Here is a 14,602-nt window from a genome sequence, read left to right on the forward strand (position 1 = left end):
GTGTCGAACGTATTCGACGTCTCGAACGGCGGACCGGAGCCGCTCACCGGCCGGCGGCGACCACCGGACGCCCTTCGGGCCGGTCACGCCCGGTGGGCCGGTCAGGGTGGAGGCGTCGCGGCCGGCCCGGGCTCCGGAGACCGTGCCGTTCTTGACGGCGGCCGGCAGGACCGGCTTGGCGCCGCCGCTGGAGCCGATGGAGGATGGGAAGGAGGACATGCCCACGGCCAGGGTGTAGGGGACCAACATGACGCCGCTGCGCTCGACGGGGGTGCGGCCCTCTCCTGTGGGGATGTCGCCGGTGCGTGCCTCTCCGTCCCTCATGAGAGTTCCCTCAGGCCGGAGCGACGGGGCGGGACGGCGTTCCGGTCGGACCGTCGAGAGAGCCGAAGACACAAAAACCATTGACGTGTTCCACGGGGCGGGTCACTACTCCGGACGCGACGGAGGAACGGAAGTCTCATGAACGGCACGCCGCACACCTCCGGTCCGCCGACTCGAGTGGCCAACAAGCAGGCCGACGTTGCGTCACGCATCCGGGCGCCCCGCAGAGGCGGCGTGGTCTGGCGTTACTTCGGTGACGCCCGCTCCACGCTCATGGCCCCCCAGCTGCTGTTGCTGCAGGTGTCGCACCCCGTGGTCGGCGCCGGCGTCGCGGACCACAGCACCTTCCGCGCCGACCCCTGGCCCCGCCTGATCCGTACGCTCCTCTCGCTCACCACGGTCGTCTACGGAGGCCAGGAGGCCGCCACCGCCGAGGCACGCCGCCTCGTCCGGGTGCACACCCCGATGAAGGGCACCGACTCGGCGGGCCGCCGCTACCACGCGCTCGACCCGGAGGCCTACCACTGGGTCCACGCGACCCTCGTCAAAGGCCCCGTGGACGCCCAGCGCCTGTTCGGCAAGGGGATGCGGCAGGAGGAACTGGAGGAGTACTACCGCGGCATGCGGGACGTCGGCCGCGTATGGGGCCTGAAAGAGCATCACCTTCCCCCGGACTGGACGTCCTTCGTCGCCTACTACGACGCGATGGTGGCCCGGCGCCTGGAGCACAACCAGTCGGTCCAGGACGTCCTGGACGCACTCGCCCGCCCCGCCAAGCCGTTCCGATGGATCCCCGGCCCGCTCTGGCGGCCGTTCGCCCGCGTGGCCGCGCACTACGCCCTGCTGGTCACGGTCGGCACCCTGCCACCCGAACTGCGGGAACGGCTGCACCTGAGCTGGAGCAAACGCCAGGAACGCGCCCTGCGGCGCTTCGCTCGACTGGTGCGCCTCCTGATGGCGCTCGTACCGCCGCCGCTCAGGATCGCCGTCTCCCTGGCCCTCGCCCACTGGGCCACCCACCGGCCGGGCACCGACCCCGCCACCCGGCGGCCCCTGGGAGCGTGGTGACCGGCATGGACAGCGGCCACGCACATGCGGCCGGTCCGGACGCGGGCCTCGAACCCGCCTCGACGACGGACGTACCCTGCGCGCCTTCGAGCAACGCATCGGCGAACTCGTCCTCGCCCAGCTGACCGCCGCCCGCCCATCCCGAGGGACCGGTTCACCGGCGAACTGATCCGCCTCGTCCCCGACCGCCTCCGGCCGGAGCCCGCGCAGCCCGACGGCCCGGGGCCGGTGGCCTCGGCCCCGGGAAGGCTCCGTGGATGGAGAAACGGCGTTGAGCTCCTCGACCGGTCGTGTGAACTCCCGGAGAGCGGGAGAGCGGGAGAGCGGGCGGAGAGGCGTGTTCAGGCGGGATCCGTGACGGGGGACGAGGCCGGGCGCGGGACAGGGGGTGCCGGGGCGTACTGGGCGGCCTGGGCGTCGAACATCGCGGCGTAGCGGCCCTGGGCGGCCATCAGTTCCTCGTGGCTGCCCTGTTCGGCCAGGCGGCCCTGATGCAGGACGTAGATGCGGTCGGCGTACCGGACACCGGACATGCGGTGCGTGACGAGGACGACGCTCCGGTTCGGGGCGGCGAGCCGGCGGATCCGGTCGAAGGCGGCGATCTCGGCTTCGGGATCGAGGGCGGAAGTGGGCTCGTCCACGATGAGGACGCCGTCCGCCGCCGACGTGGAGTCGCGCCAGTGCGTACGGGCCAGACCGATCTTCTGCCACTCGCCGCCGGAGAGCTCACTGGCGCCGCGGAACACGCGGGCCAGCAGGCTGCGCAGGCCGTCGGGGAGTTTCGCGACGACCGGTCCGGCACCCGCGTAGGCCACGGAGGGCTCCAGGGCGTCGGGTCCGGCCTCGTGGGCGGGCCGGCCGATCCGGATGTTCATCGCCGCCGTCACAGGCCAGCGCTGGAAGTCCTGGGTGAGCAGCGTGACGCGGTCGAAGAGCTGGGCGCGGTCCAGCGAAGCCGCTTCGGCATCGCCCCACCGCACCGTCCCGCTCTGCGGCAGCAGCAGACCCGACAGCAGCTTCATCAGCGTGCTCTTGCCGGATCCGTTCTCGCCGACCACGGCGGTCACCGAGCCCATGGGCAGCGTGAGTGACACCTCGTCCAGCGCAGGGGTCGAACGGTCCGGGTAGCGGTAGGTGACCCGGTCGAGCAAGACGTTGTGCACCCGTGCGGGAACGGGAGCACCCCCGCTCGGGATGGTCCGGCGCGTCGCCTCGTCCAGGAAACGGGAGTGGTCGCGGACGTAGAGGGACTCCTCGTGCAGCTGGTTCACGTTCATCACGAGCCCGCCCAGGCTCGCCGAGCCGGAGCGGACGGCGATGACCGCCGTGCCGGCGACGGCCAGGCCCATGTGCCCGCTCGTGATCAGCCAGAACATGATCCCGTACGTGGCGGCCATGGCCACGCCGGACAGCGCGGCGGCCACCCACTCCGTGACGGCCTTGCTGGAGGCCAGCCGCTCCTGCTCGGCCTCGGCGCTCTCGGCCATGCGCTCGTAGCGGCTGAGCAGGAACGGTCCGACGGAGTGAATGCGCACCTCCTGCGCGGCGGTGCGCTCGGTGAGCAGATTGCCGATGAGGCGGCCGGCCCGTACGTGCTCGACCCAGCTCATCACCGACACGTACCGCTCCTGTGCCACCCGCATCGCCCCCCAGCCGCGTGGCGCCGCGATCAGGACCAGCATGGGCAGCAGGGCCGGGTGCAGGATGGTGAGCACTCCGGCCGTGGAGATCAGGGAGATGCCCCCGTTCAGCGAGGCCAAGCAGGCGCCGATCATGTGGCGGGCGGACGCGGCGCCGTACTGGGCGACATCGATCAGCCGCCGGAACTCCGGGTCCTCGATGGCCTCCAGCTCCACCGATGCGGCGGCGGCCAGGTACTGGGTCGTGGCGATCCGCTCGACCAGTGGCTCCAGCCGGCCCGCCCGCGCGGTGGACCAGCCGGCCAGAACCGAGTTGACCGCGGCCGCGCCGGCGGCGGTGATCAGGCCGGGGAGCATCGCGTGCAGCCGCTCCACCGGCGTGCCCGAGCCGAGCAGCGCGTGCATGACGGCGTTGACCGCGAGCAGTCCGACGGCCGCGGCGATTCCCTGTCCGACCTCGCTGAGCGCGACGGCGAGCAGGGCCCGGCGGTCCGCCTGCCACGCCATCCGCAAGGTCGTCCCGACGAGTCCGGGCATGGAGCGCAGAGCGGACAACAGGGTCAGGTCGAGCCGGGCGTGCTCGTGTTCGGACCAGCCCATGTCATAGCGCAGCGGACCACCGAACAACTCCCGTTCGGCATCGGAGACCTGGGGCTCGGCCATCCGCACACGCCCGAAGAACCTCATCACCGGACGCCTCCCGGCTTTGGCCCTCGGAACCTTCCCGGTTTCCGTCATGCCGGATGCCCCGCTTCCCCTCGGGGAGCGCGGGCGTCGGATCCGCGGGCGGCGTCGGCGTGGCCAGCGGCCACGGCAGGGAGGACGGCAGTGGGTTCGAACGCCGGATGAACGGGCGCAGGGCTGTACACGGTATGCATGAACACTCCTCGGGGCGCCATGCGGACTGATGGGACAGATGATCGGTCGGCTGGGGATTCGGTGTCGCCGTTATGAGGAACAGAGGATGAAAACTGCTGTCACCTCGGCTGATAGTCGGCCATCTCATCCGATGGACGTTCAGCTCTCGGACGTGCGTTCCAGGCGGCCGGCGGCCGGCCGTGGGCCCGCCGGCCGGCCCGCCCTGGACCGAGTGCGGGGCGCGGGGTGCGGGGAGCGTCAGACGGGTCCCGTACGCCCGCGTGCGGTACGCGAGACCACCGAGGTGTGGACGAGCAGGCCCGCTGCCGCACCGGCCGCGTACCAGAACAGGTCGGGCGCGTTGAAGGTGGAACCGAGCACGAGACGGGCGGCGGTACTGCGCTCGGCCAGTTCCGCGGGCACGTCACTGAGCTGAAGGAACTCGATCCCCCAGCTGAAGGCCAGCGCACTCGCCGCCGCCGCCCCCGGCGACATGCGTGGCGCCAGGGCGACGACGAGAGCGAGAACCAGCACGGTGTACAGCGCGTCCCCGCCGTACTTGGCCACGCTCCCCACCGCCACGGCCCGCAGCCCCAGCCCGAGCCCGACGACCACCACCGCGACCCCGGCCGCCACCAGCCGGGTCCGCGACGGGCCGGTGTCGGCGTGCTCGTGGGTTTCGTGGAGGGGAGGCACAGGGACATCCTGCCGCATGTCCGGCTCCGGCGGGTGCAGGTACTGCCTTCCCGGCCACCACGAACGCCCTGACGGGCAGGACACGCTGCCCTTCCCGCCGACCGTGCCGCAGGGAACAGCCCGGCAACGACGCGTCAGTACTGCCGCCGGCCCCGGGGCGGTTCATCCGGAGGCCGGGGAGGACGGGGTTTCCCCGCCGGTGCGCTGCTGGAGTTCCCACAGGGACCGGAACAGCCCGGGCTCCCGGGTGAGTTGCGCGTACGTCCCTTCCTGCACGATCCGTCCTTGGTCGAGGACGACGATCCTGTCGGCCACGGCGACGTTGGTGAGCCGGTGGGTGATCAGCAGGACGGCCCGGTCCTTGGCCAGTTCCCGCAGCCCGGAGAAGACGTGGTGCTCTGCCCGCGCGTCCAGGGCGGCCGTCGGTTCGTCCATGACGAGCAGTGCCGCCTGCCGGTGGAAGGCCCTGGTGAGCACGACACGCTGCCACTGCCCGCCGGACAGCTGCTGGCCTCCGTACCACTCCGACGTCAGGAGCGTGTCGAGTCCCGACCGCAGACCGGGCAGCATGTCCGACGCCCCGGATGCCTCGCAGGCGGCGAGGACGGCGGCGTCACCGGTGTCGCCCTGCCCGAACGTGATGTTGTCGCGGAGCGTCAGCGGCAGGTAGGTGTACTTCTGCGGGACCAGGGCGACATGCTTCCACGCCTCCCAGGGCTCCAGCCGGGCCGTGGTCGTGTGGTCCCACGCCACCTCGCCGGACGTGGGCAGCAGCAGGCCGCAGATCAACCGGGACAGGGTGGACTTGCCCGAACCGTTCTCCCCGACCAGCGCCACGATCTCCCCGCGCCGCACCTGGAGGGAGACCCCGCTGAGACTGTCCCGCCGGGCCCCGTCGTACCGGTAGGTGATGTCCCGGACCTCGAACCGCTCCGGCGCCCCGGGCAGGGTCCGGTCGCCGCGGGACGACGCCATGGCCTGGCCGTGGGCGTTGTCGAGGAAGTTCTGCCAGTCCTGGACGTACCAGCCGGTGCGGACCAGGCGGGCCCCGCCGTTGATGATGCCGCGCACGGACGTCGTCGCGGTCTGGAGGGCGAAGACCGCGCCGCCTCCGGCCGCGAGGTCCATCCGGCCGGAGGCCAGCAGCCACAGCAGCGCGGCCCACACCGCGGCCGACGCCACACCGCCGGCGAGGGCACCGCCCAGCCCCATCCACGCACCCGTGTCCGCGGCCCTGCGCTCCGCGGTGTTGACCGAGGCGGCGAGCCGCCGGTACCGCGCGGTGAGGAACGGCCCGGCGAGGCAGGCCCGCATCTCCTCGCTGGACTCCACATACGCCATGTGCCAGCGCAGCTTGTGCAGCATCCGCCGCCGCCCCGACGTCTCCAGACCCGCCAGGTACACCACGCGCGCGGCCCGCACATACGCCGCGGCCTGCGGCAGGCACGCCAGGAGCAGCAGCGGAAGCAGCGCGGGGTGCAGCACGGCGAGTACGGTCGCGCCCGCGGCGAGTGTCGCCGTCGAGGCCAGCACGTCCTGCGCCTCGTCCACCAGGTCCGGGGTGACCTGGGCGCCGCGGTCGGCGATGTCGTAGAAGTCGTTGTAGCCGGGCTTGTTGTTCGCGGCGAGCTCCGCGCCGAGCGCGGCCTCGATCATCGTCAGTTCCGCCGCTCGCGCCAGCACCGGCCGCAACCGCCCGGTCAGCCACGTCACCGTGATCCCCAGCAGCGCGCGCAGACCGGTCGCCACCGCGATCACCGCCAACTGCGGCGTGGCGTCCCGCAGCCGTTCGGTGATGTCGCCCGACGAGATCAGCGCGGTGATCGTCCCCGTGACGGCGAGCAGTCCCAGCGCCGCGAGCACGCCGGAGGCGACCTGGCACGACAGCAACCCGACCGTCGCGCCGCGGTCCACCTGCCAGGCCATCCTCAGGGACCGGCGGACCAACGCGGGCAGCCGCCGCGCCATCGTCCCGGTCGTCAACTGCGCGCCGGCCCGGTGCCTGGACTCGTCCCGGTACAGGAACTCCTCCTCCTGCACGCTGCCCGTACCACGCGGAGCGCCCGCGCCCGTGGTCGTGCCCGTATCCGTATCCGTATCGGTCCCTGAGTCCGATGCTCCGGGATCAGGCTGTTCCTGTGTGCTGGCCGAGGTCAAAGGGGCCCCCTGACGGTCGCTGCGACTGACTCGCCGGGCTCAACGACCCCGCCCGGGTTTCGAACACATGTGTTTCGGTCGGGTGCCGAACCCCGGGATTGGAGGCGCGGCGGAGCATGCGGGGTGCACCGACCCTTGCCGGGCAAAGGACCGGGCACACGGCGGCGGTGGCCGAAACGCCGAGCGTGCTTCCTGCCCGGGAGCCCCGACCGTTCCGCGGGCCCCAGGGAACGGCCCGTCCCTGGCCCACGCCCGCGTGTTCACGGGGCCGGGCTGTCGTCAACGACGCGTCAGCACGGCATCGGCTCTCGTCTCTTCGACTGCGCCTCGGCGCTGCCCTCCCTGCCCGACGCCGACGCCGACACCGGGGCGGCCGGGGAGGACGGAGCCGCACGGCTCGGCGGCGCGGTCTCCGACCGGGTTCCGCGGCCGGCGCCGGCCCGGCGGGGGCGGCCGCGTTCCGGCTCCGCCGGCTTCCCGGCGGGGGCGGGAAGGAGACCGGCTCCTTGACCTGAGCGGACGGGGCGTCTCCCGGCCCGGCCGGACGGGCTCCGTGGCGGAGTCCGGGCCGAAGCGGGAGCGTCCGGGACGGTCGGCCTCTCGCGGGCCGCGGTCTCGGGGTCAGCTGCTGCGCAGCCGGGCCAGCGTCGTGTCCAGGTCGGCCCCGCGGGGCCGGTTGTGGGGCAGCTTGGCGAGCACGGCGGCCATGCCGCAGGTGTTGGTCACGGCGGAGAAGACCAGGCCGCCGGCGATGCCGGCGGACAGCAGCCGGAAGGCCGGGTGGGCGAACTCGCCCAGGGCCAGGCCCAGCAGGACGACCGAGCCGGCGGTCAGGCGGACCTGGCGCTCCATGCCCCAGGTCGCCTTCGTGTTCCCCTCGGGGCGGTCGAGGTCGTGGCCCTCGGCGGCCCAGGCGCCGGTGCCTCCGGAGAGGGTGGCGGTGTGGACGCCGTTCTCGGCGAGCATCCGGCAGGCGTTCTCGGAACGGGCCCCGGAGGCGCAGACGACGAGGACCTCGCCGCGGTCGGCGGCGGAACGGATGTCCGGCAGGGCGCGGTCCAGCTGGTCGAGCGGGATGTTGAGGGCACCGGGGACGTGGCCGCCGGCGTACTCGCCGGGGGTACGGACGTCGATGACGGTGAACTCGTGGAGACGGGAGCGGGCCTGGCGCGGGTCGAGGGCGGTGGGAGCGGTCATGGTCGATGTCGTCCTTCGTGTCGATCGTGTCGATGCCGTGGTGCGGGGGAGGGGGAGCTCCTGTACCTCGCGTGATGTCGGTGAGGGGCGGTGGTCGTGGGAATCGGTCGTGCGGGCGCGAAGCCGCGATCGGTGCCGGACCGTGCGGGCAGGGTCAGAGGAGCGCGTCGACGAGCATGAGGGCGGCGACGGCGAGCAGCAGGTAGCCGAAGAGGCGCTGAAGCGTCCTGCCCCCGACCTTCGCCGACAGCCGTTTTCCGTCCCAGGCGCCCAGGACCGCCGCCGCGGTGAACGGCGCGATGACCGTCCAGTCCAGGTGCGTTCCGGAGCCGGTCCGGGCGCCGAGCGCGGCCAGCGAGTTGATCGTGATGACCAGCAGGCTGGTGCCGACGGCCCGGCGCATGGGCAGGTTCAGCACACCCACCAGGGCCGGCACGGCGAGGAAGCCGCCGCCCACGCCCAGGAACCCGGTCACCGCGCCGAGCCCGGCGCCCGCGGCACCGGCCCTGCCGGGACGCACCCCGCCGGACGTCCCGGTGGGCGCGGGACGCAGCATGCGCAGGGCGGCCAGCGCCGCGACGACGGCGAAGGCGACGGTCAGCACCGTCTGGGGCAGGTGCCCGGCGGCGGCCCCGGCGATCATCGCGGGCACGATGCCCGCCGCCGCGAACAGCAGCCCCGTCCGCCAGACCACGTTGCCGTCCCGGGCGTGCCCCACGAGTGCCGTGACCGTGGTCAGGACGACGATGATCAGGCTGGTCGTGACCGCGTCCGCCGGGGTGAAGCCGAGCAGGTAGATCAGGGCGGGCACCGCCAGGACGCTGCCGCCACCGCCCAGCCCGCCGAGGGCCAGGCCGACGACGGCACCGGCGACGAGCGCGAGAATCAGAGACGTCATGCCACCGGGCCGCTGTTCCCGCGGTCGTCGACGACCGGATGCCCGGCGGCGGCCCATGCGGTCATGCCGCCCTTGACGTCCACCGCCTGCGCGCCGTGTTCGGCCAGCAGGGCGGCGGCCCGCTGCGAGCGGTTCCCGCTGCGGCAGATCACCACCAGCGGCCGTTCCCGGGCCGCGCCCGGCAGTGCCGCTCCCACCGCGAGGCGGGACAGCGGCGCGTGGACCGCGCCGGGCGCGTGTCCGGCGTTCCACTCGGTCTGTTCACGCACGTCCAGCAGGACGGCCGGGGCGTCGGCGCCCCGGGTGCGCCGGTGGGCCTCGTCCACGGTGACGCGGTTCTCACCGCGACGGAAGAGGGACATCGCACAACCTCTCGAGAAGTCGTAGGGGTGGGAGCGGGCGGGCCCGTTCAGCCGGTGACCACGGTCAGTCCGGCCTCGGTGGCGGCGTCGAAGCCGTCGTCCACGGCCACCACGTCACGACCCGCGGCGTCCAGCAGCGAGGCGGCGATCGCGGCACGCATGCCGCCGGCGCAGTGCACCCACACGGTGCCCGCCGGGACCTCGCCGAGCCGCTTGTGCATCTCGTGGATCGGAATGTGTACGGAGCCCTCGACGTACCCGGCGGTCCGCTCCGAGTCGCGCCGCACGTCCAGCACGACGATCCCGTCCGTGTCCTGCTCGGCCAGTCCGGCGAACGTGGACCGGGGGAAGGAGGCGGGGGAACCGCCCCCGGCCACCCACTCCTGCGGCGTGCCGGTCGCGGCGGCCGCGGGCCGGTCGATGCCGACCCTGACCAGCTCCCGCTGGGCCGCGGCCAGTTGCTCCGGGGACTCGGCGAGCAGGGTCACCGGCTTGCCCCACGGGATCATCCACGCGAGGTACGTGGCGATCTTGCCGTCCGCCTCGAAGTTGAACGATCCGGCCACGTGCCCCTCGGCGAACGCGACCCGGTTGCGCAGGTCCACGGCCCACTCACCGGCCGCGAGGCGAGCGGCGATCTCCCCGGCGTCCGCGACGGCCGGAGGCGTCAGGTCCACCGGAGCCGGACCGGCGGCGTTGGCCGGACCCATGTACGCGTAGTAGGCGGGGACGTCGTCGAGGCCGGCCAGCAGCCGGGCGACGAAGGAGTCCACGTCCGTGGTGAGCGCCGTGTTGACGGCCTTCTCCTTGCCGATCGTCGTGGCGTCCCCCTCGGCCTGCGCCGAGGAGCAGAAGCTGCCGAAGCCGTGCGTCGGCAGCACGGAGGTCTCGTCCGGCAGCTCGGCCGCCAGACGGTGCGCGGAGGCGTGCTGGGCGCGGGCCAGCTGCTCGGTCAGGCGGGGCTCCACCAGGTCCGGGCGGCCCACCGTGCCGATCAGCAGCGAACCGCCGGTGAACGCGGCCACCGGCCTCCCCTGCTCCATCAGCACGTAGGAGGTGTGGTGGGGGGTGTGGCCCGGGGTGGCGACGGCCCGCAGCTCGAGTCCGTCGTCGACGGTGACGGTGTCGCCGTCGGCCACCGGCACCCGGTCGAAGGACACCTGCGCGCCGGCCGGTACCAGATAGCCGGCACCCGTCGCCCGCGCCAGGTCCAGGCCACCGGTGACGTAGTCGTTGTGGATGTGGGTCTCCACCACGTGCGTGATCCGCACCCCGCGCCGGGCTGCCGCCACCAGCACCTGGTCGAAGTCGCGCGGCGGGTCCACCGCCACGGCCGTCTGCCTGCCGCCGGCCAGGTAGTGGCGGTTGCCGAGGCCCTCGAGCTCGATGGTGTCGACGAAGAACACGAAGACGTCCCTTCCGTGAAATTACCCCCCCGGGTATGTATCCACCGTAACACGGGTACCCCCCGGGGTATTCTGGTGTGTCTGCCGGCGCTTCCTCGCGTGTCCGTGGCAATGGCTGCCGGGGCTCGTGTGCGACGCAGGGAAAGGAATGCCGGGCATGGTCGCGGGCTCGTCCTCGGTCCATGCGGCCTGCCGTCCGGCCGAGAGCGTGCGGCCCGGCGTGTGCGCGAGGCCCGTCACGGCACGCGGGCGGGGAGGGCTCACCGGGTGTGCGGCATCCCGCCCGCGTCGTGGGAGGGGCTTTCCCCGGACGGGCGGGTGCGGATGGAGGCGCACGGGGCGGCGCGGCCGGATGGTGGTCCCGGTGGCCGGCCGGCCCGGTGGCCGGCCCGGCTCCCGGTGGTGCGAAGAGGGCGACTGCCTCGGCCGCCGGGTGACCGGCTACGGGCTCGAGGACGTGGCCCGGCCGCGCGTACCGGGTCAGGCGTCGGAGGCGCGGGCGGTGAGCGAGGCGAGGGCGGCGTCGAGGCGGCGGGTGGCTTCCTCGGCGACCGGGCGCAGGGCGTCGAGTTCGGTGAGGGTCACCATCGTGCCCGGGTCGAGGGCCTGTACGGCGGTGTGCTCGCCCTCGGCGCGGACGACGACGTTGCAGGGCAGCAGCAGGCCGATGGAGCGGTCGGTGTCCAGGGCGCGGTGGGCGAGGGAGGGATTGCAGGCGCCGAGGACGACGTACTCCTCCATGGCGTGGCCGAGCTTGGCCTTGAGGGTGGCGGTGACGTCGATCTCGGTGAGGACGCCGAAGCCCTGGGCGGCGAGGGCCTCGCGCACCCGGTCCACGGTGGTGGCGAAGTCGGCGTCGAGGTGCACGGTGCGGGCGTAGTGCATGGTCTCGCCTTTCAGTCGGTCCCGATGCGGGAGCGGGTATCCGGGTGGCTGTGAGCCACTCGTACGCTGCGGCGCGGTCACTCGGATGCGCGGGTGCCGGACCGGGCGTCCCGTACGGCTCTCACGCCGGCGACAGGAAGAGCCTCTCCAGCCGGCCGCGGATCTGCTCGGTGTCCTCGCCGTTCTTCCGCCCGGTTTCGATGCCGGTCGCGCACTGCTGCAGACCGGTGGCGATGATGGCGAAACCCGCACGGTCCAGGGCGCGGGACGCGGCGGCGAGCTGTGTGACGACGTCCTCGCGGTCGCGGCCCCTCCTCGATCATCCTGATGGCGCCGGAGATCTGGCCCTGCGCGCGACGCAGCCGGTTCAGTACGGACGTGAGGTCCGCACCCTCGGGTTCCAGTTCCACGATCACTCCCTGACAATACCCCTAGGGGTATTGCGTGTACCAATTCGCTCAAGGGTGGGCACGCGACGTCTCTTGCTATAAGGTTCGTCAGCAAGTCACTGTTACCGCCAGTAATAGCAGGAGAGGGCGGGGCACTTCCCGGACCCGACTCGAGGAGTCCCAGCATGGCCATCAGCATCTCGCGACCGGAGACCAGGAGCCGCACGCCAGAGAACGACATGGCGCGGCGGCTGCTCGACTCCTCCGCGCGGCTCTCGTACGACCCGCTCACCGAGGTCGACTGGGAGACCCCGCTCGACGAGGGCTTCCACGGCACCAGCCCGGAGTGGAGCACCCTCTACGGGACGGAGTACTGGAACGAGTTGACCGACGCGCAGCGCAAGGCGCTGACGCGGCAGGAGGCCGCCTCGGTGGCCAGCACCGGAATCTGGTTCGAGATGATCCTGCAGCAGATGGTGCTGCGGGACGTCTATGCCAAGGACCCGACGGACGACACCGTCCAGTGGGCGCTCACCGAGATCGCCGACGAGTGCCGTCACTCGATCATGTTCGCCCGCGGCGCGAAGAAGCTTCGGGCACCGGCCTATCGCCCCCACCGGGCAGCGGTCGAACTCGGCCGGTTCTTCAAGACCGTCGCGTTCGGTGAAGCGGCGTACGCGGCGATCCTGGTCGCCGAGGAGGTCCTCGACGTCATGCAGCGTGACTGGATGCGCGACGAACGGGTCGTGCCCTTCGTCCGCACCATCAACAACATCCACGTCGTCGAGGAATCACGGCACATGAGGTTCGCCCGCGACGAGACGCGCAGGCACCTCGCGCGCGCCGGACGCGTGCGCCGCCAGATCCACTCCTTCCTGATCGCCGTGGCGTCCTACGTCATCGTCACCAGCATGGTGAACCGGAAGGTCTACGCCAACGCGGGACTGGACGAGACGCGCGCCCTTCGCGAGGCGAAGGCCAACGAGCATCACAAGTCGATGATGCGCTCGAGCTGTTCCGGACTGATGGACTTCCTGGCCTCGGTGGGACTGCTCACCAGGCCCGCGCTGTTCTTCTACAAGCGCGCCCATCTGATCTGACGACCTCCAGGCGAGCGGACGACATGGCCTTCGCGATCACCCAGACCTGCTGCACGGACGCCACCTGCGTATCCGTCTGTCCGGTCAACTGCATCCACCCCACGCCCCAGGAGCGGGCCTTCGGCAGCACGGAGATGCTGTACATCGACCCGAAGACGTGCATCGACTGCGGTGCCTGCGCCGACGCCTGCCCGGTGGACGCCGTCTTCCCGGTCGACAGCCTGACCGGCGGACAGCGGGAGTACGCCGACATCAACGCGGCCCACTTCGAGCACGCCGGAACGACGTCACGGGCGGAGGCGAGGACACCGGCGGTTTCCGGGGCGGCCGGCCTCGGCCCGACCTTCCACCCCTGGGGCAGACCGGCCTTCGACCGTGTCCTGCCGCCGGACTTCCGGCCGCTCCGGGTGGCGATCGTCGGCACCGGACCGGCCGGCATGTACGCCGCCGAGGACCTGCTGCTCCACACCCGGTCCGAGGTGACCCTCGTCGACCGGCTTCCGGTCGCCGGCGGACTCGTCCGGTACGGGGTGGCGCCGGACCATCCGGCCACCAGGAAGATCGACGACACCTTCGCCCGCTTCCGCACCCACCCTCGCGTGCGCATGCACCTCGGCCTCGACGTGGGCACGGGCGTCACGGCCGAGGAACTCGCCGCACACCACGATGCGGTGATCTACGCCGTGGGCGCGGCCGCGGACCGGCGGCTCGGCATACCCGGCGAGGACCTGACGGGCAGTCTCCCCGCCACCACCTTCGTCGCCTGGTACAACGCACACCCGGAGGTCGCACCGGATGCCGTCGACCTCTCGGCCGGACGCGTCGTCGTGGTCGGCAACGGCAACGTCGCCCTTGACGTCGCCCGGATCCTGGTCTCCGACCCGGAGACACTGGCCGGCACGGCGATCGCCGGCCACGCGTTGGAGGAGCTGCGCCGGAGCACGGTGCGCGAGGTGGTGCTGCTCGGGCGCCGTGGTCCGGAACACGCGGCGTACACCAGGCCCGAACTGCTCGCTCTGAAGCACCTCCCCGGCGTGGACCTGCTCGTGGACGACCACGATGCGCGCATCGGGGCCACGATCGACGCCGCCGGGGCCGGGGACAAGGCGGGACTGCTGCAGGGCGTGGCACGTGAGGCCGTCGACTGGTCCCTCGCCCCCGGGGCGGCAGGAGGGCGGCGCCGCATCGTGTTCCGCTTCCTCTCCGCGCCCGTAGAAGTCCGCGGAGACGAAGCCGTCCGTGCGGTGCGCGTCACCGGCGGCGCCGGTGAGCGGGAGATCCCGGCCGGCCTGGCGCTGCGGGCGGTCGGCCACCGTGGAGTGCCCCCGGCGGGACTGCCGTTCGACGAGGACACCGGGACCGTTCCGCACGAGCGCGGCCGGGTGCCCGGCAGGCCCGGGACCTACGTCGTGGGCTGGATCAAACGCGGGCCTTCGGGAGGCATCGGCGCGAACCGCACGTGCGCGGCCGAGACGGTCGGCACCCTGCTGACCGATGCGGTCGCGGGCGTACTGCCCGCGCCGACCGGCGGACCGAAGGCATTCCGCCGCCTCGCACGCCGCCGACGCCGCTGACTCCCCACGGCCCCCCACCTGTGGCCCCGCCGCCGGCGGGGCCACAGG

The 14,602-nt window shown here is 72.7% G+C and carries 11 protein-coding genes and 2 pseudogenes; 3 read left to right on the top strand and 10 right to left on the bottom strand.

The window, feature by feature from the left end; translation table 11 throughout:
- Nucleotides 1–324, bottom strand: a pseudogene (locus ACFWVE_RS33020) (hypothetical protein); the annotation flags it as partial.
- Nucleotides 325–462: 138 nt separating this feature from the next.
- Between ACFWVE_RS33020 and ACFWVE_RS33025 the strand changes: the two are divergent.
- Nucleotides 463–1,392, top strand: a complete 930-nt coding sequence (locus ACFWVE_RS33025) for an oxygenase MpaB family protein (RefSeq protein WP_384022289.1) — start codon at nt 463–465, stop codon at nt 1,390–1,392.
- 341 nt (nt 1,393–1,733) lie between these two features.
- Here the strand turns inward: ACFWVE_RS33025 and ACFWVE_RS33030 are convergent, their stop codons facing one another.
- The 9 genes and pseudogenes from ACFWVE_RS33030 to ACFWVE_RS33070 form a co-directional block, all read right to left on the bottom strand.
- Entirely contained in the window at nt 1,734–3,719 is a 1,986-nt protein-coding gene (locus ACFWVE_RS33030; protein ID WP_384022292.1) for an ATP-binding cassette domain-containing protein, read from the bottom strand.
- 429 nt (nt 3,720–4,148) lie between these two features.
- Nucleotides 4,149–4,586, bottom strand: coding sequence for a DUF2809 domain-containing protein (locus ACFWVE_RS33035; protein ID WP_384022295.1), 438 nt, complete (start codon nt 4,584–4,586; stop codon nt 4,149–4,151).
- 162 nt (nt 4,587–4,748) lie between these two features.
- Complete coding sequence (locus ACFWVE_RS33040) at nt 4,749–6,743, bottom strand: ATP-binding cassette domain-containing protein (protein WP_384022298.1); 1,995 nt, start codon at nt 6,741–6,743, stop codon at nt 4,749–4,751.
- Between the two features lie 621 nt (nt 6,744–7,364).
- Nucleotides 7,365–7,940 (bottom strand): rhodanese-like domain-containing protein, encoded by a 576-nt coding sequence (locus tag ACFWVE_RS33045; protein WP_384022301.1) that lies wholly within the window; start codon nt 7,938–7,940, stop codon nt 7,365–7,367.
- Between the two features lie 154 nt (nt 7,941–8,094).
- Nucleotides 8,095–8,838 (bottom strand): sulfite exporter TauE/SafE family protein, encoded by a 744-nt coding sequence (locus ACFWVE_RS33050; protein ID WP_384022304.1) that lies wholly within the window; start codon nt 8,836–8,838, stop codon nt 8,095–8,097.
- Nucleotides 8,835–9,200 carry a rhodanese-like domain-containing protein gene (locus ACFWVE_RS33055; protein ID WP_384022306.1) on the bottom strand — a complete coding sequence of 122 codons (366 nt, stop codon included), beginning with the start codon at nt 9,198–9,200 and terminating at the stop codon, nt 8,835–8,837. Before ACFWVE_RS33055 ends, ACFWVE_RS33050 begins: the two co-directional genes overlap by 4 nt.
- A 47-nt stretch (nt 9,201–9,247) precedes the next feature.
- Nucleotides 9,248–10,606, bottom strand: coding sequence for a rhodanese-like domain-containing protein (locus ACFWVE_RS33060; protein WP_384022309.1), 1,359 nt, complete (start codon nt 10,604–10,606; stop codon nt 9,248–9,250).
- Between the two features lie 480 nt (nt 10,607–11,086).
- Nucleotides 11,087–11,491, bottom strand: a complete 405-nt coding sequence (locus ACFWVE_RS33065; protein ID WP_384022312.1) for a DUF302 domain-containing protein — start codon at nt 11,489–11,491, stop codon at nt 11,087–11,089.
- Between the two features lie 121 nt (nt 11,492–11,612).
- A pseudogene (locus ACFWVE_RS33070) lies at nt 11,613–11,901 on the bottom strand (metal-sensitive transcriptional regulator).
- Between the two features lie 164 nt (nt 11,902–12,065).
- Here ACFWVE_RS33070 and ACFWVE_RS33075 point away from each other — a divergent pair.
- Both ACFWVE_RS33075 and ACFWVE_RS33080 read left to right on the top strand, forming a co-directional pair.
- Nucleotides 12,066–12,980: a diiron oxygenase gene (locus ACFWVE_RS33075; protein WP_384022314.1), complete on the top strand. Its 915-nt coding sequence runs from the start codon at nt 12,066–12,068 to the stop codon at nt 12,978–12,980.
- Between the two features lie 23 nt (nt 12,981–13,003).
- Nucleotides 13,004–14,554 carry an FAD-dependent oxidoreductase gene (locus ACFWVE_RS33080; protein ID WP_384022317.1) on the top strand — a complete coding sequence of 517 codons (1,551 nt, stop codon included), beginning with the start codon at nt 13,004–13,006 and terminating at the stop codon, nt 14,552–14,554.
- Nucleotides 14,555–14,602 lie beyond the last annotated feature (48 nt).

It is taken from the genome of Streptomyces sp. NPDC058632 (assembly GCF_042717095.1).
Classification (GTDB): Bacteria; Actinomycetota; Actinomycetes; order Streptomycetales; family Streptomycetaceae; genus Streptomyces.